The organism is Plantactinospora sp. B6F1, from assembly GCF_040120695.1.
Lineage (GTDB): Bacteria > Actinomycetota > Actinomycetes > Mycobacteriales > Micromonosporaceae > Plantactinospora.
Window position 1 is genome coordinate 125,326 of the sequence record NZ_JBEEAC010000006.1, and the last position, 22,950, is coordinate 148,275.

Here is a 22,950-nt window from a genome sequence, read left to right on the forward strand (position 1 = left end):
CCGCCGGGTACGGCGATCCGCTACGGAGGAAGGATGAGGCCATGAAGCGACTGCTCTGGTTGGGCATCGGGCTGGCCGTCGGCGCGCTGGTCGTCCGCAAGCTGACCCGCACCGCCCAGGCGTACACGCCGGGTGGCATCGCGAATTCGCTGGCGGAGTCGGCCGGTGGTCTGGTGCAGTCCCTACGGGACTTCGCGGACGATGTCCGGGACGGCATGGCCGAGCGTGAGCAGCAGATCCACCAGGCGTTCGCCGAGGGCGTCGCGTTCGACGACCAGTTCGAGGAGCTGCGCGAGGACCCGCGGATCGGCGACCGTGAGTTGTTTCCGGAGGAAGGCACCCGATGAGAACGGCGGAAGTCAAGCGGCGCTTCCTGGCGCACTTCGAGGCCAACGGGCACACGGTGGTGCCGTCCGCTCCGCTGCCGGCGATCGACGACCCGAACCTCCTCTTCGTCAACGCCGGCATGGTGCAGTTCGTGCCGTACTTCCTCGGGCAGCAGACGCCGCCGTTCCGGCGGGCGGTGTCGGTGCAGAAGTGCATCCGTACCCCGGACATCGACGAGGTGGGGAAGACCTCGCGGCACGGCACCTTCTTCCAGATGAACGGGAACTTCTCCTTCGGTGACTACTTCAAGTCCGGTGCGATCGCGCTCGCCTGGGACCTGGTCACCAAGCCGGTCGCCGAGGGCGGTTTCGGGCTGGACCCGGAGCGGATCTGGCCGACGGTCTACTTCGACGACGACGAGGCCGAGGCGATCTGGCGCAAGACCGGGGTGCCGGCGGAGCGGATCGTCCGGCGGGGCAAGGCGGACAACTTCTGGTCGATGGGGATCCCCGGGCCCTGCGGGCCCTGTTCGGAGATCTACTACGACCGGGGCCCGGCGTACGGCGCCGAGGGTGGGCCGGCGGTCGACGAGGACCGCTACCTGGAGTTCTGGAACCTGGTCTTCATGCAGTTCGAGCGGGGTCCGGGCAGCGACAAGGAGAACTTCCCGATCCTGGGCGACCTGCCGGCGAAGAACATCGACACCGGGATGGGCCTGGAGCGGATGGCCGCGATCCTCCAGGGTGTCGACAACCTCTACGAGATCGACGAGGTGCGGCCGATCCTGGACCGGGCGGCGGAGCTGACCGGCCGGCGGTACGGCGCGCACTCCGGGCACGTGGCGAGCGAGTCGCACCCGGACGACGTACGGCTGCGGGTGGTCGCCGACCACGTGCGGACCGCGCTGATGCTGATCGGTGACGGGGTGACCCCCGGCAACGAGGGGCGTGGCTACGTGTTGCGCCGGATCATGCGGCGGGCGATCCGGGCGATGCGGCTGCTCGGCTGGCAGGACCGGGCGCTGCCGGAGCTGCTGCCGGTGGCCCGGGACTGCATGTCCCCGTCCTACCCGGAGCTGGCGACCGAGTTCGACCGGATCTCGTCGTACGCCTACGCGGAGGAGGACGCGTTCCTCTCCACCCTGCGGGCGGGTACCACGATCCTGGACACCGCGATCGCCGAGACCCGGTCGGCGGGCGGGGCGAAGCTGTCGGGTGCCAAGGCGTTCCAGCTGCACGACACCTACGGCTTCCCGATCGACCTGACCCTGGAGATCGCCGCCGAGCAGGGGCTCTCGGTGGACCAGGACGGGTTCCGCCGGTTGATGGCCGACCAGCGGGCCCGGGCCAAGGCCGACGCGCAGGCCCGCAAGACCGGGCACGTGGACCTGTCGGCGTACCGTTCGGTGCTGGACTCGGGCGGGCCGGTGCAGTTCACCGGCTACACCGAGGTCTCCCGGGAGTCGTCGGTCCGGGCGCTGCTCGGCGCCGGTGGCGCACCGGTCGAGGTGGCCGGTGAGGGCGACACGATCGAGCTGGTGCTGGACGCGACCCCGTTCTACGCCGAGGGCGGCGGCCAGCAGCCGGACATCGGGCTGATCACCGTCGGCGCCGGCCAGGTCGAGGTGCTCGACGTGCAGCAGCCGGTCCCGGGACTGATCGTGCACCGGGCCCGGGTCGTCCGGGGCGAGGTACGCACCGGCGAGGCCGGTCTCGCCGAGATCGACGTACTGCGCCGGCGGGCGATCTCCCGCTCGCACACCGCCACCCACCTGGTGCACCAGACGATGCGCAACTTCCTCGGCGAGTCGGCGACCCAGGCCGGTTCACTGAACGCGCCGGGCCGGCTCCGGTTCGACTTCAACACTCCGACCGGGGTGGCGCCGAGCGTGCTGCGCGACGTCGAACAACAGGTCAACGAGGTGCTCCTGGCCGACCTGGAGGTGCACGCCTTCATCACCTCCCAGGAGGAGGCGCGTCGGCTCGGCGCGATGGCGCTGTTCGGCGAGAAGTACGGCGACGAGGTGCGGGTCGTCGAGGTCGGCGACTACGCCCGGGAGCTGTGCGGCGGCACCCACGTGGCCCGGTCGGCGCAGCTCGGCCTGGTGAAGATCCTCTCCGAGTCCTCGATCGGCTCCGGCGTACGCCGGGTCGAGGCGCTGGTCGGGCTGGACGCGTTCCGGTTCCTGGCCAAGGAGCACCTGCTGGTCTCCCGGCTGGCCGAGCTCTACCGGGTCCCCGGTGACCAGGTGGCGGACCGGGTCGAGCAGACGATCGCGCAGCTTCGGGACGCCGAGCGGGAGCTGGAGAAGCTGCGCGCCCAGCTGGTGCTCGGCGGTGCTGCGGCGCTCGCCGCGGGGGCCCGGGACCTCCGTGGGGTCGCCTTCGTCGGCACCGAGGCGCCGGAGGGCGCGGGCGGCAACGACGTGCGTACCCTCGCCCAGGAGATCCGGGGCAAGATCGATCCGGCCCGCCCGGCGGTGGTCGCGGTGGCGGCCCGGGCGAACGGTAAGGCGTCGCTGGTGGTGGCGGTGAACGGCGCGGCCAGGGAGCGGGGCGTCTCGGCGGCGACGCTGGTCAAGGGGGCGCTGTCCGGCCGGGGCGGCGGCAACGCCGACCTGGCCCAGGGCGGTGGCCTGCCGGCCGGCGAGGCACCGAGCCTGCTGGCCGCGGTCGAGAAGGCGCTCGCCGAGGCGTGAGCCGGTGACCCGATCTCACTTCGGCGTGGCCCGATGACCCCTCTTTCCCGGGGGGTGCGGCTCGGCGTGGACGTCGGCCAGGTACGCGTCGGCGTGGCGCTCTCCGACCCGGACGGGATCCTGGCCACCCCGCTGGTGACGCTGCCCAGGGACCTGAAGACCGATGCCGAGGCGATCCCGACCGACATCTCGGAAATCGCGCGGCTCGTTGGACTCCACGAGGTGGTCACGGTGGTGGTCGGTCTGCCGGTGACCCTCGCCGGGGCGCACGGACCGGCGGCGACCCAGGCGAAGGCGTACGCTCGGCGGCTGGCCGCGGCGATCGCGCCGGTGCAGGTCGATCTGGTGGATGAAAGGATGTCGACCGTCGTGGCTTCTCGTAGGCTAGCCGAGCGGGGCGTCCGAGGACGGCGTCAACGGGCGGTGGTCGATCAGGCGGCCGCGGTGGAGATTCTGCAGAGCTGGCTGGACAGGCAGCGGAGGCGGACGGAATGATCGACGAGTTGGAGCTCGCGTTCGACGAGCGTGCGGAGAAGGGACGGCACCGCCGCGGCGCGCAGCGCAAACGTAACGGCAAGAAGAAGCGGGGCGGGCGGGGGCGTACGGTAGCGGCCCTGCTGATGACGTTCGTGCTGCTCGGCGTCCTCGGCGGCGCCGGATGGTACGGCTTCGACCGGGTCCAGGGCTACTTCGTCACCCCGGACTACGACGGCAACGGCAGCGGTGAGGTCCAGGTCCAGGTCGAGGACGGCCAGAGCATCGCCGAGATCGCCGACACCCTGGTCGCGGCCGGCGTCATCAAGAGCACCAAGGCGTTCATCGAGGCGGCTCAGGAGAACTCGCGGGCCGAGAACATCCAGCCGGGCGTCTACAAGGTCCGCAAGGAGATGAACGCGAAGGCGGCGCTGGGCCTGCTGCTCGACCTGAAGAACAAGATCGTCAACGGCTTCCTGGTCAAGGAGGGCGCCACCGCCAAGCAGATCTTCAAGGCGCTGGCCGCCGAGACGAAACTGCCGGTCAAGGACTTCGAGACCGCCGCCAAGGACCTTGAGGGACTCGGCATCGCCGACTTCTGGTTCAAACGCGACGACAAGCAGTCGGCACGCAAGTCGATCGAGGGTTTCCTCTTCCCCGACACCTACGAGCTTCCGCCGAACGCCAGTGCCGAGGCGATCCTCAAGATGATGGTCCAGCGCTTCATGTCGGTCGCCGAGGAGATCGACTTCGTCGACCGGGTGCAGAAGGAGCGCGAGATCACCCCGTACGAGGCGCTGATCGTGGCGTCGCTGGCCCAGGCGGAGGCCGGCAACGAAGTCGACCTCGGCAAGGTCGCCCGGGTGGCCTACAACCGGATCTACAGCGGCAACCACTACTGCAAGGACGGCAACGGCCTGGTCGGCTGCCTGGAGTTCGACGTCGGGGTCAACTACTACTGGGAGCTGACCGGCAAGAAGACCAAGCGCTCCGGGGACATGACGGACACGGAACTCTTCGACAAGAAGAACCCGTACCGGATGCACGGTAAGGCGGGGCTGCCACCGGGGCCGATCAACAACCCCGGACAGAAGGCCCTGGAGGGCGCGATGGACCCGCCGAAGGGCGACTGGCTGTTCTTCGTGGCGGTCGACAAGGAGGGCCGCTCCAAGTTCGCCACCACGAACGAGGAGCACGAGCGCAATATCGCCGAGGCCCGAAAGAACGGCGTGCTCTGAGGTGACGGCGAGGTGACGCAGGAGCGCCGGGCGGCGGTGCTGGGCAAGCCGATCGCGCACTCGCTCTCCCCGGTCATCCACAACGCCGGTTACGCGGCGGCCGGGTTGACCGGGTGGTCGTACACCGCGATCGAGTGCGCCGAGGCCGAGCTCGCCGACCGGGTGGCCGGGTTCGGCCCCGAGTGGGCGGGGCTCTCCCTGACCATGCCGCTGAAGGAGGCGGCGCTCGCGGTGGCCGGCGAGGTCTCGCCGGTCGCCGCCGCGATCGGCGCGGCCAACACTCTGGTACGCCGACCGGACGGCTCCTGGGCCGCCGACAACACGGACGTACCGGGGATGGTCGACGTGCTGACCGGCGCTGGTGTGCCGGCCGGTGCCGAGGTGGTGTTGCTCGGTGCCGGCGGTACGGCCCGGGCCGCGCTCGCCGCCGCCGTCCAGCTGACCGCCCGCCGGGTCACCTGCCGGGTACGCCGGCACGCCGCCGGTGCCGAACTGGCCCGGTTGGCCGGCACGCTCGGGCTGCGGTTCGAGATCGCGGACTGGGCGGCGCCGGCCGGGCGGGACGGTGCGGATCTGGTGATCTCCACCGTGCCGAAGGGCGCCGCCGACGGTTTCGCGGCGGCGGCCCGGTCCTGGCGGCCCGAGACGGTCTTCTTCGACGTCGTCTACGACCCGTGGCCGACGCCGCTCGCCGCCGCAGCGTCGGCGGCCGGCTGCCGGATCGTCTCCGGCCTCGACCTGCTGCTGGCCCAGGCGGTCGGGCAGTTCGAGCAGTTCACCGGGGTGCCCGCCCCGGTGTCCGAGATGCGTTCCGCGCTCGCCGCCGCCCGCGCCCCGCACTGAGCCCGGCTCCGGACCGCTCGCGAGGTCGACGTGGTTCGGAGACTCGACCGGCCCACCACGTGAGGGCCCGCCCCGGAACGCCGAGGGGGAGGCGGCGAACCGGGGCGGGCCGATCGGGTGATGAGGCAGGTCACTGGCGGCGCCGGGGCACCCAGTAGAGGATCTGTCCGGCGATCAGCGCCGGGTGCGTGTCGGGCATGGCTTGCAGTGCGCGGGTGAGGTGTACGCCGAGGTACATCATCAGTCCCACCCGGTTGCCTTTGAAGCCGATCAGCAGGGCCAGCCGGGCCGGCGCACAGGGCCAGGGGTCCCGGCAGATCTCGCAGCTGTACGATCGCGCCGGAGTGTGGCTGCCGGGCGGGTAGCGCCGCTGGGCGAGCCGTCGCATGTGCCGGTACCAGCGCTCCTGCGGCCCGATCACCGCTACCTCCGACCGGCGCGCTCGGCATCCGCCGCTCGTTCCCCGTAGTGGCCCCGGTGGTTCTGGGTCGGTGTCGGCGCGCCGGCTCGGCCGATCTGGCGTCGACCGGGCCGCGAGTTCCCGAGCGGGGCCCTGCCGTGGCTGCCCTCCCGCGTCCAGCGTGAGCCCGGCGGCGGCGGACCGATCGGCTCCGAGCGCGTGACCTTGGGCGAGAACACTTCCATTCCGGCCCGGTACTCCGCCTCGGTCATCGGTCCCAGCAGGGGGCCGAACGGTAGTGGCATCCGTTGCGGTGAGTCCGGGCAGACCCAGCGGTGGCCACACCGGCAATACAGCCAGAGTCGCCGCCAGTCTCGTCGGTGGGGCCGCCTTCCGTGAGTCATTGGGTCACCTCTCAGCATCTTCGTCTGCCCTCCACCCTGGACTCAAAGCCACCTGGAGCGGAAGATGAGCGAGCGAGAGTATCGAGAGATACTGATTAGTTGATCTGGAGCCGGGTGGATTAGATGAACGACCTACGCGAGATCCTCAGGACACAGCGAACGCGGGCGAAGCGAACCCGGGATCAGGTGGGCGCGGCCGTTGGCCTGAGCGGAGCGTCGATCGCGGCGTTCGAGCAGGGCCGGATGATTCCCCAGCCGGACACCGCCGAACGCCTGGACGTCCTTTTCAAGACCGGCGACGAGATCCGGCGTGCCACCAGGGAGGCGCGGGATGACGCCCGGCCCATCTGGCTGCGCCCCTGGACGGAGCAGGAGCAGCGGGCAACCATGTTGCGCTGCTTCGAGCACAGCCTGATTCCCGGACTACTCCAGACCGAGGGATACACTCGGGCGCTGCTGGACAGCGCCAGGCTGCCCGAGGATGTGATCGACCGGACGACGCAGGTGCGGCGTGAACGGCAAGCCGCGACGATCGACCGCCCCAACCCGCCGATGCTGTCTGCGGTCATCTGTGAGGTGGCCCTCAGCTATGGGCCTGCCGACGTCATGAAGGAGCAGTTGGAGCATCTGATCGAGGTGAGCCGCCGGCCGCAGGTGCAGATCATGGTTGTGCCCCGGGCCGCTGGCCTGCACCCTGGCTTAGCGGGAGCGTTCGTGTTGGCGACCCTGCCGGCCCGGGGCCGGGCCGTCTATCTTGACGATCAGCTTCGAGGACGCTCGGTGACCGACGGGGCGGACGTGGACGAACTGGAGCGAGTGTGGGAGATCGTCCGCGGTCTGGCCCTGCCGGTAAGCTTGTCGCAAGACCTGATCATGAAGGCGGTCAACAACCATGACTGAGCCGAACTGGCACAAGAGCAGCCGCAGCAGCACCAACCAGGGCAACTGCGTGGAGGTTGCCGACAACCTTCCGGGCCGGGTGCTGGTCCGGGACACCAAGCATCGGGACGGCGGGACCCTGACGTTCGGGCCGGCCGCCTGGCGGGCGTTCGTCGGTGCGGTGACGCAGCGGCCGTAGCCGCCAGAGCCACGACCAGCGCCCCGCTGCCCCGGACGACCCGGGCGGCGGGGCGCTCATTTGCGTCTCGGTGGGGCGGGCCCGGCGGACGTACCCGATCGCTCGGTTTTCCGCCGGCTCGGGCGTCTCCGGTCCGCCGCCGGCTCGGCCGGTTCGCGTCCCCGGGCGATGGTGAAGACCACCAGCGCGGAGAGCGCGGCGCTGCCGAGCACCAGTACGGCCATCGGCGTCGCGCTGTCGTCGGGGCCGAGGCCGGCCAGCGGTGCCACGGCGGCGGCGATGCCGAGTTGGAGCGCGCCGAGCAGCGCGGCGGCGCTGCCGGCGTGCCGGGGGTGCCGGTCCAGCGCCAGGGCCAGCCCGTTCGGCAGGACCATCCCGAGGCAGGAGACGAAGACGAAGAGCGCGACCAGTACGGTCGGAACGTTCTCCCTGACCGCGCCGCCGACGAGTGCCGCAGCGGCCAGCAGGCTGGCGAGCAGGGCGCCGCTGAGCAGCCGGCGGGCGCTGTACCGGTCGAGCAGCCGGGCGTTGAGTTGCCCGACCGTCGTCATTCCGACGGCGTTCACCGCGAAGACCAGGGTGAACCAGTCGGCGGAGAGCGCGAAGACGTCCTGGATCACGAACGAGGACCCGGAGATGTACGCGAAGAGCGCGGCGAAGGCCAGCCCCTGGGTGAGTACGTAGCCGAGGTAGACCCGGTCGGTCAGCAGCCCCCACATCGCCCGGGCGGTGTCCGCCGGCCCGCCGGTGTGCCGCCGCTGGGGCGGAAGCGTCTCCGGCAGCCGCCAGACGACGGCGGCGAACAGCAGCAGACCGATCGCCGACAGCGCGACGAAGACGGCCCGCCAGGAGCCGAACCGGAGCACGAGGTTGCCCAGGGCCGGTGCGGCGGCCGGGGCGACCCCGAAGACCAGGATCAGCCGGGAGAAGTACTTCGCCGCCGCCGTTCCGGAGTAGAGATCCCGGACGATGGCCCGGGCGACGACCACACCGGTGCCGCTGGCCAGGCCCTGGAACAGTCGGAGCGCGGCCAGGGTCTCGGTCGACGGGGCGAACGCGCAGAGCAGGCTGGTCGCGGTGTACGCGACGACGCCGACCAGTACCGGCCGGCGCCGGCCCCACCGGTCGCTGAGCGGTCCGGTGACGAGCTGGCCGAGGGCGAGACCGAACAGGAAGGTGGTGAGCGAGAGCTGCACCTGTGCCGGGGTGGCGGAGAGGTCGCCGGTCATCTGGGGAAACGCCGGCAGGTACATGTCCAGGGAGAGCGGACCGACCGCGGTCAGGGTACCGAGCAGCAGCAGTTGTCCGACTCCTGCGGTCCGGCCCGGCGGTGCCGTGCAGCGCCCCGTGTCCACTGGTCCCCCTAATGTTGGAGCAGGCCGACACTTTAGCTCTGTAGGCAGAGGTATTGCGATTGCGGCGGACGAGAACGTGACGAAGGGATCAGGGATGAGCGACGACACAGCGGCTGCCGACGCGACGGCCGGCGCGGTGGAGACGCTCGGCGGCGCCGTGGCCGACCTGCACCGGGTGCTGCGCCGGTCGACCGTTCGGCGTACCGGCCGGACGCCGCTGCCGGACGCCCAGGTGGAGGTGCTGCGGTTGGTCGAACGCTGCCCGGAGATCAGCGTCAAGGAGACGGCGGAGCGGCTGCGCACCGCCGCCAACACGGTCAGCACCCTGGTCAGCGACCTCGCCGCCGCCGGGCTGCTGGAGCGCACCCGGGATCCGCACAACCGACGCGTCGTCCGGCTCCGGCTGACCCCGGCGGCGCACCTGCGGATCCGCGACTACGCCGGGCACCGGCGCGACCTGCTGCTCGACGCACTCGCCCGGCTCGACGAACCGGCCCGGCGCGACATCGTGCGGGCCGCAGGCCAACTGCGCCGGCTCGCGGACCTGCTCGCGGACCTGCTCGCCGACCAGGAGCGTGCCGACCCGCCGATCGAGCCGTCCGGCGCGGCCCGTCCGTAGAGCGGGATGGCGTGGGCGACCCGGGGTGGCGTACCGGTGCCATGCCAAACTTGACCGGCGGCCGGCCCGGCCGCGGCGAGGAGAGGGTTTGGTCGTGTTGCGCTGGTTGACGGCGGGAGAGTCCCATGGTCCGGCCCTGGTCGCGGTGCTGGAAGGGGTGCCGGCCGGGGTCGAGGTGACCAGCGAGGAGATCGTCCGCCAGCTGGGTCGCCGCCGGCTCGGCTACGGCCGGGGTGCCCGGATGTCCTTCGAGCGGGACGAGGTCGAGATCATCGGCGGTCTCCGGCACGGCCTGACCCTGGGCAGCCCGGTGGCGATCCGGGTGGGCAACTCCGAGTGGCCGAAGTGGCAGACGGTGATGGCGGCCGACCCGGTCGACGAGGAGGTGCTGGCCGGACAGGCCCGCAACGCGCCGCTGACCCGTCCCCGACCCGGGCACGCCGACCTGGCCGGCATGCAGAAGTACGGTCACACCGACGCCCGGCCGATCCTGGAACGGGCCAGTGCCCGGGAGACCGCCGCCCGGGTCGCGGTCGGCACCGTCGCCCGGGCTCTGCTCCGGCAGGCGCTCGGCATCGAGATCGTCTCGCACGTGGTGGAACTCGGCTCGGTGGCCGCGAAACCCGGGCTCCAGCCCCGCCCCGAGGACGCCGAGCGGATCGACGCCGACCCGCTGCGCTGTCTCGACCCGGAGGCCAGTGCCCGGATGGTCGCCGAGGTGGACGCGGCCAAGTCCGACGCCGACACCCTCGGCGGCATCGTCGAGGTGCTCGGCTACGGCGTACCGCCGGGGTTGGGCAGCCACGTGCAGTGGGACCGCAAGCTCGACGCCCGGCTCGCCGCCGCGCTGATGTCCATCCAGGCGATCAAGGGGGTGGAGATCGGCGACGCCTGGCAGCAGGCCCGGTCCCGGGGCTCGGTGGCGCACGACGAGATCGTCCCCACCGCGACCGGCGTACGCCGGGTCACCGACCGGGCCGGTGGCCTGGAGGGCGGGATCACCACCGGCGAGCCACTGCGGGTACGCGCCGCGATGAAGCCGATCTCCTCGCTCAACCGGGCGCTCTCCACCGTGGATGTGGCGACCGGTGAGCCGGCGACCGCGATCAATCAGCGCTCGGACGTCTGCGCCGTACCCGCCGCCGCGATCGTCGCCGAGACCATGGTCGCGCTGGTGCTGGCCGAGGCGGCGCTGGAGAAGTTCGGTGGCGACTCGGTTGCCGAGATCCGCCGCAACCTCGCCGGCTACCTGGACAACCTGGTGATCCGGTGAGCGCGAGGAGTGAGCCGGGTTTGCGAGCCCCGCAGTCGCGAACGGAACGGGAGCACCGGTGAGCGCGAGGAAGGCGCCGGTCTGCGTCCTGGTCGGTGTGATGGGTGCCGGCAAGACCAGCACCGGGCTGCTGGTCGCCAAGGGGCTAGGGGTCGACTTCCGGGACACCGACAGCGACATCGAGGCGACGGCCGGCAAGCCGATCCCGGAGATCTTCGTCGACGACGGCGAGGAGCACTTCCGTACCCTGGAACGGGCCGCGGTGGCGGACGCGCTGGCCTCCTTCGACGGGGTGCTGGCGCTCGGCGGTGGCGCGATCCTCGCCGAGGAGAACCGGGCCGCGCTGGCCGGGCACCGGGTCATCTACCTTTCGGTCGAGCTGCCGGACGCGGTCAAGCGGGTCGGCCTGGGCGCCGGCCGGCCACTCCTCGCGATCAACCCCCGGGCCACCCTCAAGCACCTGCTCGAACAGCGGCGCCCGCTCTACACCGAGGTGGCGACCTGGACCGTGGTCACCGACGGGCGGACCCCGGAAGAGGTGGCCGAGGAGATCCTGGCCGGGCTGGCCGGCGACCGGCTCGGCTAACGGCTCGGCCAAGGCTCGGCCCGGCGCGTTCGGCGGTGCTCCGGTAGGCGAACCAGCGCAGACAGGTCTGGGTGATCGGGCCGACCGCGAGGGCGTAGAGCACCGTGCCGACGCCGACCGTCCCGCCGAGCAGCCAGCCCGTGCCGAGCACGGTGAGTTCGATGAGGGTACGGACCAGCCGGATCGAGCGTCCGGTCGACCGGGACGCGCCGGTCATCAGGCCGTCCCGGGGTCCGGGGCCGAGCCGCGCGCCGACGTAGACGGCGGTGGAGAGTCCGTTGAGCAGGATCCCGCCAGCCAGCAGGCCGACCCGGGCGGGCAGGCTCAGCCGCTCGGGCAGCAGCGCCAGGCCGAGGTCGGCCGAGAGCGCCAGGACCACGATGTTCGCGCCGGTACCGAGCGTCGGCACCTGCCGCAGCGGGATCCAGAGCAGCAGGACGAGTAGCCCGACGATGGCGCTGACCGTGCCGAAGCTCAGCGGGAGGTCCTCCAGGTTGTGCCGGCTCCGTCGAGGCCAATCCCGCGAGCCAATCCGGCAAGCCTGTCCGGTGGTTGGCCTGGATAACATGGCCAATCCCTGGAGAATGGTCGGTATGCACCCGACCCCGCTGCCGCCGGTGACCCTGGATCGGGACGACCGGATGCTGGGCAGCCGCCAGCTCGCCGCCATGCTGCCCGACCTGGCCGGAGCGCGCCCCGCGTACCGCAACCTGGCGCGGGCGATCGGCGCGTTGATCCTGGACGGCCGGATCGCGCTGCACGTCAGGCTCCCCGCCGAGCGGGAGCTGGCCACCGCCCTGAACGTCAGCCGGGCCACCGTGACCGCCGGCTACGACCTGCTGCGCGAGGGTGGGTTCGCGCGCAGCCGCCAGGGTTCCGGCACCTGGACGGAGTTGCCGGAAGGGCGCCGGCCCAGCGGCGTCGACCGGCTGCTCGCCCCGGAGGAGAGCGCGATCGACCTGGCCCGGGCCGCGCCCACCGGACTGCCGGCGCAGCTGCTCGCCGACGCGCTCGCCCAGGTCACCCCGCAGCTCGCGGAGCACGCACACACCCCCGGCTATCACCCGTACGGGCTGCCGGGACTGCGTTCCGCCATCGCCGAGCGGTTCACCCGGCGCGGCCTGGCCACGGTGCCCGAGCAGATCCTGGTGACCTCCGGCGCCCAGCACGCGTTCACGCTGGTCGTCGGGGTGCTGTGTCGGCCCGGTGACCGGGTGATGGTGGAGAGCCCGTCCTATCCGAACGCGCTGGAGGCGCTGCGCCGGGCCCGGCTGCGCACCGTGTCCGTCCCGGTCACCGACGCCGGCTGGGACGTCGAGATCCTGGAGTCGACGCTGCGCCAGGCGGTGCCCCGGCTGGCGTACCTGATCCCGGACTTTCACAACCCGACCGGTTGCCTGATGCCCGACCCGGAGCGGGACCGCCTGCTGCGCGCCGCGGCCCGCTCCGGTAGCTGGCTGGTCGTCGACGAGACCCTGACCGACCTCGCCCTCGACGTTCCCGCCCCGCCGCCCATCGCCACGCGGAGTGCGCCCGGCGGCACCGGTCAGGTCGTCACGATCGGCTCGATGAGCAAGACCCACTGGGCCGGGCTGCGGATCGGCTGGCTGCGCGCCCCGGCGAAGCTGATTACCGAACTGGCCGGGCAGCGCGTCGCCACCGACATGGGCGGCTCGGTGCTGGACCAGTTGCTGGCGCTCAACCTGCTCGACCGGGCCGGAGAACTTCTGCCGTCCCGGCTGGCACGGCTGCGTGAACAGCGCGCCGCGCTCGCCGCCGCGCTGACCGAGAACCTTCCACGGTGGAGCTGGCGGCTCCCGCCAGGCGGCCTGTCGCTCTGGGTGGACCTGGCCGAGCCGGTCGCCTCCACCCTGGCCGACCGGGCACTGGACTACGGGGTACGGATCGAAAGTGGCAGCTACTTCACCTCCGATCCGGGCGTCTTCGAGCAGCGGTTGCGGATCCCGTACACGCTGCCGTCGGAGACGCTGCGCGAGGCGGTACGCCGGCTGGCCGCCGCGCTGGCCGCCGGGTCGCCCCCGTCGTCGTCCGCCCGACGCCCGCACTGGATCGCCTGAGCCCGCCCGCCCGGACCGCTGACCCCGGGACCGCTGCGTTGCGGAACCCGGCGCTCGCTCGGCCAGCCGTTTCGAGGCGCGGCACCGCACGGCACGGCACTACCAGCATGAGCGGTGTCAGCTCGGTACGGCCTGGAGCGTATCCACGACCGTGCGCCGGGTGGCGAGCATTGCGGGGATGGCGGTGAGCGCGGCGATGGCGAGCAGGACTCCGAGCGCGGTGGCGAGCAGCCAGGAATTGGGTGGGTACCGGACCTCCACCCGACTGACGAACGTGACGAGCCCGAGGCCGGCCGGGATCCCCGCGACGACGCCGGGTACGGCGGGAAGCAGTTGCGCCACCGCCAGGCCCACGCCGGCCTGCGCGGGCGTGGCGCCGAGCGTCCGCGCGACGGCCAGCGGCTGCCGGGCGTCGAGGACCGCGGTCCAGGTGCTCACGACGGCGTTGATGAGCGCCAGGAGGCAGAGTACGAGGGTGGCGACGAGCAATGCCTGGTCCCTCCGCTCGGTGCGGGGGTTGGCGAGTTCCGTGTAGCCGAGGTTGAAGTGTTCCACCCGGGTGTTGACCGCGAGCATGGCGACGAGTGCGGTCGTGGTGATCAGGGTGTTCACGGTGATCAGCCGGGCCCGGCGCGGCCGGCGTGCGTTGATGCGCACCCCGATCAGCAGGGCGACGGGCAGCCGCCGCGACAGCCGGATTCGCCACCGTCTGCGCTGCGGCGGCGTCGCGGCGTCGGCCAGCGCGTGCACGGTGCTGGTGACGGCGGCGCGCACCACCGGTACCAGAGTCGCCGCCACGGCGATCGTGAGGGCGAGGACCGTGACGGCGACCACCGTACGCAGCGCGGGTGGCTGGGTGTTGACCGAGCCGATGAGTCCGGCGCTGGGGCGGATCAGCGCGGGGGCGGCGAACCAGCCGCCGGCCAGGCCGGTGGTGGCGGCGGCAAGCCCGATCACGAGGTACTCGGCGAGGTGGACGGCGGCGATCATGGCCGGTCCGGCGCCGACGGCCTTGAGCAGACCCACCCGGCGACGCTGGCCGATGATCCGGCCCGCGACGATGCCGGCGACGCCGGCCAGCGCCAGGCCGCTGAGCAGCCAGCTGCCGACGAGCAGCGTTTCCTGCGCGTCGCCGTACAGCCGACCGTTGAGGTCGTCGATCGCCTGCCAGGTGGTGAGTTGGTCGCTGGTGGTGTATGTGGTGCTGGCCGCCGGGTCGGCGAGCTTGAGGTTCAGGGTGTACGACAGCGGCCGGCCGCCCGCGAGCGTGGCGATGTCGCTGCGGTCCACCCAGACCAGGCCGCCGCGCTCGACCAGGATGCTGCCCGGGTAGTGCCACCCGGCGTACGGATAGGTCGCCCTCGCGGCCGTGACCGCGGTCCCGATCACCCGCAGCGGATGGCCGTCGATGTCGACCGTGTCGCCGACGCGAACGCCGAGGGCGTCGGCGAAGAAGCGCTCGACGACCACGCCGCCGGGGCGTACCCAGGTGCCGTCGGTCACGGCGGGCCGGTTGATCGATGCCGGTGCGGTGTCCCGGCCCTCGACGACGGCGTGCGCGGATATGCCGCCAGCCGTCATCGTCAGGTACGCGATCGGGAAGGGGCCACTGTGCTCGGTGACGCCAGCCGCGGTGGCCATTGCCGCGAGTTCGTCCAAGGCGGCCTGACCGGTGGCCCGGGGCGTCACGATCACGTCCGGTCCGGCGGTGGCGGTCCGGGTCTGCTGGTACGGCCGGTCGGCGACCTCGTTGAGGGTGAGGCCGAGGGTCAAGGTGCCGGTGGCGGCGGTGATGGCGACCAGCAGCAGGATGGTCTCGGTACGGCGGCGGCGCAGGTCCCGCAGCATCAGCCGGCAGACGAGCAGCAGGCGGCCGGACATGTCAGCGCCGCCCGTCGTAGACGGTGCCGGTAACGGTGCTGGCGAACCGGTTGTCGTCGGCGAACGCCCCGTCCCGCATCGCGATCACCCGGTCGGCGACCGCGGCGACGCGGGCGTCGTGGGTGACCACCACGAGGGTCTGTCCGGCGGCGTGCAACTCCTCGAACAGCCGCAGTACCTCCAGGGTGGCGGCGCTGTCCAGGTTGCCGGTGGGTTCGTCGGCCAGTACGACCAGCGGCTCGTTGCTCATCGCGCGGGCGATGGCGACCCGCTGGCGCTGCCCACCGGAGAGCGCCGAGGGCAGGTGCGCGGCGCGGTCGGCGAGCCCGACCCGATCCAGCAGGTACATCGCCCGCTTGCGGGCCCGCCCCGGTGACTGGCCGGCGAGCAGCGCGGCCAGCTCGACGTTCTCCACCGCGGTGAGTTCGTCCATGAGGTGGAACGCCTGGAAGACGAACCCGATGCCGTCGCGCCGCAGCCGGGCCAGGGTCCGTTCACTCATCGTGTCGATCCGGCGCTCGGCCAGCCACACCTGCCCGTCGGTCGGGCGTTGCAGCCCGCCGAGCAGATGCAGCAGGGTGGACTTGCCGCAGCCGCTCGGGCCCATGATCGCCAACGTCTGTCCGACGGGCACGTCCAGGTCGACCTCGTCGACGGCGCGTACCAGGGTGTCGTTCGAGCCGTACCGTTTGCTCAGCCCACGCGTCCGCAACGCCATCGATCCGGTCATGCCTGCGCCCTCCGCCCCGTCCGGTCACGCTCGGCCCACATGCGCTCGCATGCCTCCAGCCACTCCAGGTCGGCCCGCAGCCGCAGCACGACGCCCTCCAGCAGCAACCCGGCGACCGGATCCACCGACCGGTCCAGCGCGGCGCGCTGGGTGTCGCGCAGCCGGCGCAGCACCTCGCGCCGCTGTGCGTCGGCCAGTGCCACCGGATCGGCCAGCCGGCCGGCCGCGGCGGCCACCAGCTTCAGGTGGAACTCCGTAAGGTCCGGCTTCGGCCAGCTCACCTCGGTCAGCCAGCCGGCGACCCGCTGCTGTCCGGCCGCGGTGAGGGCGTAGACCCGGCGGTCAGGCCGGTCCGGCAGGCCGTCGGCCCGCTCCGAAGTCACCAGTCCGGCCCTGCCCAGCCGGGCCAGCGCCACGTAGATCTGTCCGGCGTTCATCGCCCCGCCCAGCGGACCGAGTGCGTCACGCATCCGGCTGCGCAGCTCGTACCCGTGCGCCGGCTCCTTCGCCAGCATGGCCAGCACCACGTCCTGCACCAGGGCACACCCCTTCGTTCCGGAGCGCTAATAGATAGCCGGTAGCTATGGCTCTGTCAAATCCGGCGGGGGTCGACCGTTCGGCCGGATCGGCAGCGGCGGCGTTCCCCTGCACCCATGCCCGCAGCCGCAAACGACTTCGGACCCACTCGTCTAGGCTCTGACCCGATGGACAAGCTGACCCGAATTCCGGTCGGCGGTGACCGGCCGTACGACGTCCTCGTCGGCCGGGACCTGCTGGCCGCGCTGCCGCCCCTGCTGGACGGTGCCGAGCGCGCCGCCGTGCTGCACGCCCCGCCGCTGAAGGTGCGCGCCGACGAGCTGGCCGAGCGGCTTCGCGCCGCCGGGATCGAGCCGCTGACCGTGCCGGTGCCGGACGCCGAGGCCGGAAAGGACATCGAGGTCGCCGCCGGCTGCTGGGCGCGGCTGGGCGCGGCGGGCTTCACCCGTACCGACGCGGTGGTCGGGCTGGGCGGCGGCGCGGCGACCGACCTGGCCGGCTTCGTCGCCGCCTGCTGGCTGCGCGGGGTCCGCTGGGTGCCGGTCTCGACCTCGCTGCTCGGCATGGTCGACGCGGCGGTCGGCGGCAAGACCGGGATCAACACCGCCGCCGGCAAGAACCTGGTCGGTGCCTTCCACCCGCCGGCCGGGGTGCTCTGCGACCTGGCGATGCTGGACTCGCTACCGGCGGTCGACCTGACCGCCGGGCTGGCCGAGGTGGTGAAGTGCGGCTTCATCGCCGACCCGGTCATCCTCGACCTGATCGAGTCCGACCCGAACGCCGCGACGGATCCGGCCGGCCCGGTGGTCCGCGAGCTGGTCGAGCGGGCGATCCGGGTGAAGGCGGACGTGGTCTCCGGCGACCTGCGCGAGGCGGGGCGGCGGGAGATCCTCAACTACGGTCACACCCTCGGGCACGCGATCGAGAAGGTCGAGGGCTACCGCTGGCGGCACGGGCACGCGATCTCCGTCGGCCTGGTCTACGCCGCCGGGCTGGCCTGGCGGGCCGGCCGGCTGGACGAGCCGACGGCGGCCCGGCACCGCACGGTGCTGACCACGCTCGGGCTGCCGACGAGCTACCGGGCGGACGCCTGGCCGGAGCTGCTGGCCGCGATGCGGGTGGACAAGAAGGCCCGGGGCAGCCGGCTGCGGTTCGTGGTGCTGGACGGGCTGGCCGAGACCGGCATCCTGGAGGGCCCGGACGACGAGCTGCTGCTCGACGCGTACGCCGAGGTGGCGGGATGAGGGTCTACGTGCTCAACGGGCCCAACCTGGGCCGGCTCGGCACCCGGCAGCCCGAGGTGTACGGCGCCACCAGCTACGCCGACCTGGTGGCGAGTTGCCAGGCCACCGGCCGGGAGGTGGGGCTGGACGTCGAGGTCCGGCAGACCGACGCCGAGGCGGAGTTGATCGGCTGGCTGCACCAGGCGGCCGACGAGGAGGCGGGGGTGGTACTCAACCCGGCCGCCTGGTCGCACTACTCCTACGCGGTCCGGGACGCCTGCGCCATGCTGCGCGGCCCGCTGGTAGAGGTGCACATCTCCAACATCCACGCCCGGGAGGAGTTCCGGCACCACTCCGTGGTCTCGGCGGTCGCGACCGGGGTGATCTGCGGCCTCGGCGTCGACGGCTACCGGCTGGCCCTGCTCCACCTGGCCGCGCTCCGGGACCGGTCCACCCGCGCCTGAGCGACCGCTCCGTTACCGGAAAGCGGGCTGGTCCTGATCAATTGGACGCCCCTAGTAGACTTGCCGGGTCCGTCCGCCCGAATTGAAGATCAAGGCAGGAAATGGCGACCACCAACGACCTGAAGAACGGTCTGGTTCTCAACCTCGACGGCGAACTCTGGGCTGTCGTCGAGTTCCAGCACGTCAAGCCCGGCAAAGGCGGTGCCTTCGTCCGCACCACGCTGAAGAACGTGCTGTCCGGCAAGGTGGTCGACAAGACGTTCAACGCGGGCACCAAGGTCGACACCGCCACCGTCGACAAGCGCACCATGCAGTATCTGTACGCCGACGGCGAGGACTACGTCTTCATGGACCTGGAGACGTACGACCAGATCCCCGTCCCCGGCGGCACGATCGGCGAGGCGGCCAACTACCTGCTTCCCGAGGCGGAGGTGATCGTCGCCACCCACGAGGGCGTCCCGCTCTACGTCGAGCTGCCGACCAGCGTCGTGCTGGAGATCACCTACACCGAGCCGGGCCTGCAGGGCGACCGCTCCACCGGCGGCAACAAGCCGGCGACGGTCGAGACCGGCGCCACCGTCCAGGTGCCGCTCTTCATCACCACCGGCGAGAAGATCAAGGTCGACACCCGCGACGGCCGCTATCTCGGCCGAGCCTGATGGCGGAGGGCGCCAAGCAGCAGATGCCGGCCCGCCGTAAGGCGCGCAAGCGGGCCCTGGACGTTCTCTACGAGGCGGACATGCGGGACCGGCCCGTCGCCGAGGTGCTCGTCGGCTACCTGGACCGGCTGGAACAGCCGCACCCGGAGCACCTGGGTTACGCGGTGGGCCTGATGGAGGGTGTGGCGAAACACCGGGCCCGGATCGACGAGCTGATCGACAGCTATGCCGAGGGCTGGACGCTGGACCGGATGCCGGTCGTCGACCGCAACCTCGCCCGGATCGCCATCTACGAGCTCCTCTACGTCGACGAGATCGACGATGCGGTGGCGATCAGCGAAGCCGTCGAACTCGCCCGGCAGATGTCGACCGACGACTCTCCCCGGTTCCTCAACGGCCTCCTGGGCCGGATCGCCGAGTACGCGACCCGCTGAACCGTCGCGGGGCCCGGGCCCGGGGGGGCACGGACCCCGCGAGCCGGGGGGATCAGGACGCGAAGAGCGCCCGGGGGTCGGCGACGAGCACACCGTGCTCGGTGAGCCGCTCGATCAGGCCGGAGGGGGAGGAGTCGTAGACGATCGCGAGCGCCCGCAGGTCGTCCGCACGAATCGACAGCACCCGTCCGTTGTAGTCACCGCGCTGTTGCTGGATTGCTCGGGCATAGCGGGCGACGTAGGCAAGGTCCTCGGAAGCCTCGTCGTACAGGCGCTCGAGGTCGAGCACGATCTTGTTCGTCGGCTCGTGACGGACGCCACTGCCGTCCGGCAGCAGCTCCGAGACGGGCACCCGGTAGAAGTCCGCGAGTTCGGCGAGACGGGACACCGTCACCGCCCGGTCGCCCCGCTCGTACGAGCCGACCACGACGGCTTTCCACCGCCCGTTTGACTTCTCCTCCACCCCCTGCAGGGAAAGTCCCTGCTGCTGACGGATAGAGCGCAGGCGCGCGCCCAACGACTTGGCGTATTCAGAGGGCATTCGGCACTCCCAGTGCTGGTCGGGGATCTCCCCAGCGATCGCTACGGAGCGTGACGGTACGGGGATTACGACACGTGGTCAAGTGCTAGTTACCTACCTATTACAAAGATCGTGTTCGGCCGGGCGGTTTCGACTCGCTGATCCGGGGGTCAGCGGCCCGCCAGGGGCGGCCCTGTGGCCAGTGGTAACGTGACTAGAGCCCCGGCCCGGGCCGCGTCAGGCAAGCGCCGGAATCCGACGTCCTTTAACGACCCGTCCCGTGAGGCGGGGAAGGGGGTCCGCCGTGGCGTACCCGCAGGCTGCTCAGCCGCAGCCGGTCCCACCACCGTCCGTGAAGGTCATCCTGACCAGCGCCGAACTGGCCCGGGTGGTGGACCGGATCGCACACCAGATTCTGGAGAAGACCCAGGGCGCGGCCGACACCGTGCTGCTCGGCATCCCCACCCGGGGCGCCCCGCTGGCCCACCGGCTGGCGGCCCGGATCAACGCCTTCGAGGGCATCGCCGTACCGGTGGGTGTGCTCGATATCACTCTCTACCGCGACGATCTCCGCCGGCACGCCGTACGCGCGATCGGCCCGACCCAGGTGCCCCCGGAGGGGATCGACGGCAAACGGGTGATCCTGGTCGACGACGTCCTCTTCTCCGGCCGGACCGTCCGGGCCGCCCTCGACGCGCTCGGCGACATCGGCCGGCCAAGCTCGGTGCAGCTCGCCGTGCTGGTCGACCGCGGCCACCGCGAACTGCCGATCCGGGCCGACTACGTGGGGAAGAACATCCCGACGGCGCTCGCCGAGAGCGTCAAGGTGACTCTCGCGGAGACCGACGGCACCGACGAGGTCAAGCTGATCGGAGGGGCGGCATAGTGCTCAAACACCTACTTTCCGGTGCGGACCTCGACGCGGCCACCGCGACGCTGATCCTGGACACCGCCGCCGAGATGGCGACGGTGGCCGGCCGCGAGGTCAAGAAGTTGCCCGCACTGCGCGGGCGGACCGTGGTCAACCTCTTCTACGAGGACTCCACCCGGACCCGGATCTCCTTCGAGGCGGCGGCGAAGCGGCTCTCCGCCGACGTGATCAACTTCTCGGCCAAGGGCTCCAGCGTCTCCAAGGGCGAGAGCCTGAAGGACACCGCGCTGACCCTCCAGGCGATGGGTGCCGACGCGGTGGTGATCCGGCATCCGGCGTCCGGTGCGCCGCACCGGCTCGCCAACTGGGTCGACGGCTCCGTGCTCAACGCCGGGGACGGCACCCACGAGCACCCGACCCAGGCGCTGCTGGATGCGTACACGATGCGGGCCCGGCTGGGGCGGGTCGCCGGGCTGTCGGTCGCGGTCGTCGGCGACGTGCTGCACAGCCGGGTCGCCCGCTCCAACGTGCTGCTGCTGGCCACCCTGGGCGCCAAGGTGACCCTGGTCGGTCCGCCGACGCTGATCCCGGTCGACATCGGAGCTGCGCTCGCGCCCGGCACCGAGGTGTCGTACGACCTCGACGCCGTGCTGCCCACCTCGGACGTGGTGATGATGCTGCGGGTGCAGCGGGAGCGGATGGCCGACTCCTACTTCCCGTCCGCCCGGGAGTACGCCCGGCGCTACGGACTCGACGGACCCCGGATGGCCCGGCTGCCGGACCACGCCATCGTGATGCACCCGGGTCCGATGAACCGCGGGATGGAGATCGCGCCCGAGGTGGCCGACTCGCCCCGCTCCACGATCGTCGAACAGGTCGCCAACGGCGTCTCCGTCCGGATGGCCGTCCTGTACCTGCTGCTGGGGGGAATGAAGTGATGACCGATTTCACCGGGGGTGACCCGGAGGCGGCGACGCCCGCGTACCTGATCCGGGGGGTGCGGGTGGTCGGCGCCGAGCCGACCGACCTGCTGCTCTCCGGCGGCGTGGTGGCCCAGACGGGCCGTGGCCTCGACGCCCGGGGGGCCAGGGTCGTCGACGGTGACGGGCTGGTCGCGCTGCCCGGCCTGGTCGACCTGCACACGCACCTGCGCGAACCCGGCCGGGAGGACGCCGAGACCGTCGAGTCCGGATCGCGGGCGGCGGCGCTGGGCGGCTACACCGCCGTCTGCGCGATGGCCAACACCTCGCCGGTCGCCGACACCGCCGGGGTGGTCGAGCAGGTGTGGCGGCTGGGCCGCGAGGCCGGGCTGGTCGACGTGCAGCCGATCGGCGCCGTCACCGTCGGGCTGGCCGGCGAGCGCCTGGCCGAGCTGGGCGCGATGGCCGAGTCCGCGGCCCGGGTGCGGATCTTCTCCGACGACGGGCACTGCGTGGCCGATCCCCGGCTGATGCGCCGCGCCCTGGAGTACGTCAAGGCGTTCGACGGGGTGATCGCGCAGCATGCCGAGGAGCCCCGACTGACCGAGGGCGCCCAGATGCACGAGGGCGAGGTCTCGACCCGGCTCGGCCTGACCGGCTGGCCGGCGGTGGCCGAGGAGGCGATCATCGCCCGGGACGTGCTCCTGGCCGAGCACGTCGGCAGCCGGCTGCACGTCTGCCACCTCTCCACCGCCGGCAGCGTCGAGGTGCTCCGGCACGCCAAGAAGCGCGGCGTCCGGGTCACCGCCGAGGTGACCCCGCACCACCTGCTGCTCACCGACGAACGTGCGGTCAGCTACGACCCGGTCTTCAAGGTGAATCCGCCGCTGCGGACCGCCGCCGACGTCAGCGCGCTGCGCGAGGCGCTGGTCGAGGGGATCATCGACATCGTCGCCACCGACCACGCCCCGCACGCGCTGGAGGACAAGGAGTGCGAGTGGGCGTACGCCCGGCCGGGCATGCTCGGGCTGGAGACGGCGCTCTCGGTGCTCCTCGACGTACTCGGGCAACGGTGGGACCTGATCGCCGAGCGGATGTCCCGGACACCGGCCCGGATCGCCGGGCTGTCCGAGCACGGCCGCGATCCGGCACCGGGCGTACCGGCGAACCTGACCCTGGTGGACCCGGCGGCCCGCCGCACCATCGACCCGGGCGAGCAGGCCAGCCGCAGCCGCAACACCCCGTACGCCGGGCTCACCCTGCCCGGCCGGATCGTCGCGACCTTCCTGCGCGGTGAGCCGACGGTGCTGGACGGAAAGGCCGTGAAGTGAGTTGGAC

The 22,950-nt window shown here is 71.9% G+C and carries 24 protein-coding genes and 1 pseudogene; 18 read left to right on the forward strand and 7 right to left on the reverse strand.

Annotated elements, in window-relative coordinates; all coding sequences use genetic code 11:
- The first annotated feature begins 41 nt into the window (after positions 1–41).
- The 5 genes from ABNF97_RS11255 to ABNF97_RS11275 are packed head-to-tail and all read left to right on the forward strand — an operon-like array spanning position 42 to position 5,580.
- Positions 42–347, forward strand: coding sequence for a hypothetical protein (locus tag ABNF97_RS11255; protein WP_130460315.1), 306 nt, complete (start codon positions 42–44; stop codon positions 345–347).
- Entirely contained in the window at positions 344–3,025 is a 2,682-nt protein-coding gene (gene alaS, locus ABNF97_RS11260) for an alanine--tRNA ligase (RefSeq protein ID WP_349338483.1), read from the forward strand. The genes ABNF97_RS11255 and alaS overlap by 4 nt, the downstream gene beginning before the upstream one ends.
- Before the next feature lie 33 nt (positions 3,026–3,058).
- Positions 3,059–3,520 carry a Holliday junction resolvase RuvX gene (gene ruvX / locus ABNF97_RS11265; protein WP_130460313.1) on the forward strand — a complete coding sequence of 154 codons (462 nt, stop codon included), beginning with the start codon at positions 3,059–3,061 and terminating at the stop codon, positions 3,518–3,520.
- A complete protein-coding gene (gene mltG / locus ABNF97_RS11270) occupies positions 3,517–4,737 on the forward strand; it encodes an endolytic transglycosylase MltG (RefSeq protein WP_349338484.1) in 1,221 nt (406 codons plus the stop codon). Before ruvX ends, mltG begins: the two co-directional genes overlap by 4 nt.
- Positions 4,738–4,749: 12 nt before the next feature.
- On the forward strand, positions 4,750–5,580 hold the full coding sequence (locus tag ABNF97_RS11275; RefSeq protein ID WP_130460311.1) for a shikimate dehydrogenase: 831 nt from the start codon (positions 4,750–4,752) through the stop codon (positions 5,578–5,580).
- Positions 5,581–5,710: 130 nt separating this feature from the next.
- Here ABNF97_RS11275 and ABNF97_RS11280 read toward each other — a convergent pair whose 3' ends face one another.
- Positions 5,711–6,001, reverse strand: a complete 291-nt coding sequence (locus ABNF97_RS11280; protein WP_349338485.1) for a hypothetical protein — start codon at positions 5,999–6,001, stop codon at positions 5,711–5,713.
- A 506-nt stretch (positions 6,002–6,507) separates the two neighbouring features.
- On the opposite strand from ABNF97_RS11280, the gene ABNF97_RS11285 reads away from it, so the two are divergent.
- Positions 6,508–7,284 carry a helix-turn-helix domain-containing protein gene (locus tag ABNF97_RS11285; protein WP_349338486.1) on the forward strand — a complete coding sequence of 259 codons (777 nt, stop codon included), beginning with the start codon at positions 6,508–6,510 and terminating at the stop codon, positions 7,282–7,284.
- Positions 7,277–7,462: a DUF397 domain-containing protein gene (locus tag ABNF97_RS11290; RefSeq protein ID WP_349338487.1), complete on the forward strand. Its 186-nt coding sequence runs from the start codon at positions 7,277–7,279 to the stop codon at positions 7,460–7,462. Before ABNF97_RS11285 ends, ABNF97_RS11290 begins: the two co-directional genes overlap by 8 nt.
- Before the next feature lie 161 nt (positions 7,463–7,623).
- On the opposite strand, the pseudogene ABNF97_RS11295 reads toward ABNF97_RS11290, so the two are convergent.
- A pseudogene (locus ABNF97_RS11295) lies at positions 7,624–8,817 on the reverse strand (multidrug effflux MFS transporter); the annotation flags it as partial.
- Positions 8,818–8,911: 94 nt separating this feature from the next.
- Between ABNF97_RS11295 and ABNF97_RS11300 the strand changes: the two are divergent.
- The 3 genes from ABNF97_RS11300 (at position 8,912) to ABNF97_RS11310 (ending at position 11,295) form a co-directional block, all read left to right on the forward strand.
- A complete protein-coding gene (locus tag ABNF97_RS11300) occupies positions 8,912–9,436 on the forward strand; it encodes a MarR family winged helix-turn-helix transcriptional regulator (protein ID WP_349338488.1) in 525 nt (174 codons plus the stop codon).
- A gap of 94 nt (positions 9,437–9,530) precedes the next feature.
- On the forward strand, positions 9,531–10,709 hold the full coding sequence (aroC, locus tag ABNF97_RS11305; protein ID WP_130460305.1) for a chorismate synthase: 1,179 nt from the start codon (positions 9,531–9,533) through the stop codon (positions 10,707–10,709).
- Between the two features lie 100 nt (positions 10,710–10,809).
- On the forward strand, positions 10,810–11,295 hold the full coding sequence (locus ABNF97_RS11310) for a shikimate kinase (protein ID WP_130465547.1): 486 nt from the start codon (positions 10,810–10,812) through the stop codon (positions 11,293–11,295).
- On the opposite strand, the gene ABNF97_RS11315 is transcribed toward ABNF97_RS11310, so the two are convergent.
- Positions 11,222–11,863 (reverse strand): YczE/YyaS/YitT family protein, encoded by a 642-nt coding sequence (locus tag ABNF97_RS11315; RefSeq protein WP_349338489.1) that lies wholly within the window; start codon positions 11,861–11,863, stop codon positions 11,222–11,224. The two genes, ABNF97_RS11310 and ABNF97_RS11315, sit on opposite strands and share 74 nt — an antisense overlap.
- Before the next feature lie 25 nt (positions 11,864–11,888).
- On the opposite strand from ABNF97_RS11315, the gene yczR reads away from it, so the two are divergent.
- The gene (gene yczR, locus ABNF97_RS11320) at positions 11,889–13,373 is read left to right on the forward strand and encodes a MocR-like transcription factor YczR (protein ID WP_349338490.1); all 1,485 of its coding nucleotides are present in this window, start codon (positions 11,889–11,891) and stop codon (positions 13,371–13,373) included.
- Between the two features lie 117 nt (positions 13,374–13,490).
- Here yczR and ABNF97_RS11325 read toward each other — a convergent pair whose 3' ends face one another.
- From ABNF97_RS11325 to ABNF97_RS11335, 3 genes are read right to left on the reverse strand one after another with little or no spacing between them, the layout of a single operon-like run.
- Entirely contained in the window at positions 13,491–15,254 is a 1,764-nt protein-coding gene (locus ABNF97_RS11325; protein WP_349338491.1) for an ABC transporter permease, read from the reverse strand.
- Position 15,255: 1 nt separating this feature from the next.
- Entirely contained in the window at positions 15,256–15,984 is a 729-nt protein-coding gene (locus ABNF97_RS11330; protein ID WP_130460302.1) for an ATP-binding cassette domain-containing protein, read from the reverse strand.
- On the reverse strand, positions 15,981–16,520 hold the full coding sequence (locus tag ABNF97_RS11335) for a PadR family transcriptional regulator (protein WP_349338492.1): 540 nt from the start codon (positions 16,518–16,520) through the stop codon (positions 15,981–15,983). The genes ABNF97_RS11330 and ABNF97_RS11335 overlap by 4 nt, the downstream gene beginning before the upstream one ends.
- A gap of 168 nt (positions 16,521–16,688) precedes the next feature.
- Between ABNF97_RS11335 and aroB the strand changes: the two genes are divergently transcribed.
- From aroB to nusB, 4 genes are all read left to right on the forward strand, one after another.
- Positions 16,689–17,765: a 3-dehydroquinate synthase gene (gene aroB / locus ABNF97_RS11340; RefSeq protein ID WP_130460300.1), complete on the forward strand. Its 1,077-nt coding sequence runs from the start codon at positions 16,689–16,691 to the stop codon at positions 17,763–17,765.
- Positions 17,762–18,208, forward strand: coding sequence for a type II 3-dehydroquinate dehydratase (gene aroQ, locus ABNF97_RS11345; protein ID WP_349338493.1), 447 nt, complete (start codon positions 17,762–17,764; stop codon positions 18,206–18,208). The genes aroB and aroQ overlap by 4 nt, the downstream gene beginning before the upstream one ends.
- A gap of 101 nt (positions 18,209–18,309) precedes the next feature.
- A complete protein-coding gene (gene efp / locus ABNF97_RS11350) occupies positions 18,310–18,867 on the forward strand; it encodes an elongation factor P (RefSeq protein WP_130460298.1) in 558 nt (185 codons plus the stop codon).
- A gap of 23 nt (positions 18,868–18,890) precedes the next feature.
- Positions 18,891–19,301, forward strand: a complete 411-nt coding sequence (gene nusB / locus ABNF97_RS11355; protein ID WP_207230676.1) for a transcription antitermination factor NusB — start codon at positions 18,891–18,893, stop codon at positions 19,299–19,301.
- Between the two features lie 52 nt (positions 19,302–19,353).
- Here nusB and bldD read toward each other — a convergent pair whose 3' ends face one another.
- The gene (bldD, locus tag ABNF97_RS11360) at positions 19,354–19,842 is read right to left on the reverse strand and encodes a transcriptional regulator BldD (RefSeq protein ID WP_101366736.1); all 489 of its coding nucleotides are present in this window, start codon (positions 19,840–19,842) and stop codon (positions 19,354–19,356) included.
- A 283-nt stretch (positions 19,843–20,125) separates the two neighbouring features.
- On the opposite strand from bldD, the gene pyrR reads away from it, so the two are divergent.
- From pyrR to ABNF97_RS11375, 3 genes are read left to right on the forward strand one after another with little or no spacing between them, the layout of a single operon-like run.
- Entirely contained in the window at positions 20,126–20,707 is a 582-nt protein-coding gene (gene pyrR / locus ABNF97_RS11365) for a bifunctional pyr operon transcriptional regulator/uracil phosphoribosyltransferase PyrR (RefSeq protein ID WP_349338494.1), read from the forward strand.
- Positions 20,707–21,630, forward strand: coding sequence for an aspartate carbamoyltransferase catalytic subunit (locus ABNF97_RS11370; RefSeq protein WP_130460295.1), 924 nt, complete (start codon positions 20,707–20,709; stop codon positions 21,628–21,630). Before pyrR ends, ABNF97_RS11370 begins: the two co-directional genes overlap by 1 nt.
- Positions 21,630–22,943, forward strand: coding sequence for a dihydroorotase (locus tag ABNF97_RS11375; protein WP_349338495.1), 1,314 nt, complete (start codon positions 21,630–21,632; stop codon positions 22,941–22,943). The genes ABNF97_RS11370 and ABNF97_RS11375 overlap by 1 nt, the downstream gene beginning before the upstream one ends.
- Positions 22,944–22,950 lie beyond the last annotated feature (7 nt).

What these genes read in the sequence shown, in the direction of transcription:
- ABNF97_RS11255 (WP_130460315.1), top strand. Translation starts at nt 42, where the DNA reads ATGAAGCGACTGCTCTGGTTGGGCATCGGGCTGGCCGTCGGCGCGCTG.
- alaS (WP_349338483.1), top strand. Translation starts at nt 344, where the DNA reads ATGAGAACGGCGGAAGTCAAGCGGCGCTTCCTGGCGCACTTCGAGGCC.
- ruvX (WP_130460313.1), top strand. Translation starts at nt 3,059, where the DNA reads ATGACCCCTCTTTCCCGGGGGGTGCGGCTCGGCGTGGACGTCGGCCAG.
- mltG (WP_349338484.1), top strand. Translation starts at nt 3,517, where the DNA reads ATGATCGACGAGTTGGAGCTCGCGTTCGACGAGCGTGCGGAGAAGGGA.
- ABNF97_RS11285 (WP_349338486.1), top strand. Translation starts at nt 6,508, where the DNA reads ATGAACGACCTACGCGAGATCCTCAGGACACAGCGAACGCGGGCGAAG.
- ABNF97_RS11290 (WP_349338487.1), top strand. Translation starts at nt 7,277, where the DNA reads ATGACTGAGCCGAACTGGCACAAGAGCAGCCGCAGCAGCACCAACCAG.
- ABNF97_RS11300 (WP_349338488.1), top strand. Translation starts at nt 8,912, where the DNA reads ATGAGCGACGACACAGCGGCTGCCGACGCGACGGCCGGCGCGGTGGAG.
- ABNF97_RS11310 (WP_130465547.1), top strand. Translation starts at nt 10,810, where the DNA reads ATGGGTGCCGGCAAGACCAGCACCGGGCTGCTGGTCGCCAAGGGGCTA.
- ABNF97_RS11315 (WP_349338489.1), bottom strand. Translation starts at nt 11,863, where the DNA reads ATGTTATCCAGGCCAACCACCGGACAGGCTTGCCGGATTGGCTCGCGG.
- yczR (WP_349338490.1), top strand. Translation starts at nt 11,889, where the DNA reads ATGCACCCGACCCCGCTGCCGCCGGTGACCCTGGATCGGGACGACCGG.
- ABNF97_RS11325 (WP_349338491.1), bottom strand. Translation starts at nt 15,254, where the DNA reads ATGTCCGGCCGCCTGCTGCTCGTCTGCCGGCTGATGCTGCGGGACCTG.
- ABNF97_RS11330 (WP_130460302.1), bottom strand. Translation starts at nt 15,984, where the DNA reads ATGACCGGATCGATGGCGTTGCGGACGCGTGGGCTGAGCAAACGGTAC.
- aroB (WP_130460300.1), top strand. Translation starts at nt 16,689, where the DNA reads ATGGACAAGCTGACCCGAATTCCGGTCGGCGGTGACCGGCCGTACGAC.
- aroQ (WP_349338493.1), top strand. Translation starts at nt 17,762, where the DNA reads ATGAGGGTCTACGTGCTCAACGGGCCCAACCTGGGCCGGCTCGGCACC.
- efp (WP_130460298.1), top strand. Translation starts at nt 18,310, where the DNA reads ATGGCGACCACCAACGACCTGAAGAACGGTCTGGTTCTCAACCTCGAC.
- nusB (WP_207230676.1), top strand. Translation starts at nt 18,891, where the DNA reads ATGCCGGCCCGCCGTAAGGCGCGCAAGCGGGCCCTGGACGTTCTCTAC.
- bldD (WP_101366736.1), bottom strand. Translation starts at nt 19,842, where the DNA reads ATGCCCTCTGAATACGCCAAGTCGTTGGGCGCGCGCCTGCGCTCTATC.
- ABNF97_RS11375 (WP_349338495.1), top strand. Translation starts at nt 21,630, where the DNA reads ATGACCGATTTCACCGGGGGTGACCCGGAGGCGGCGACGCCCGCGTAC.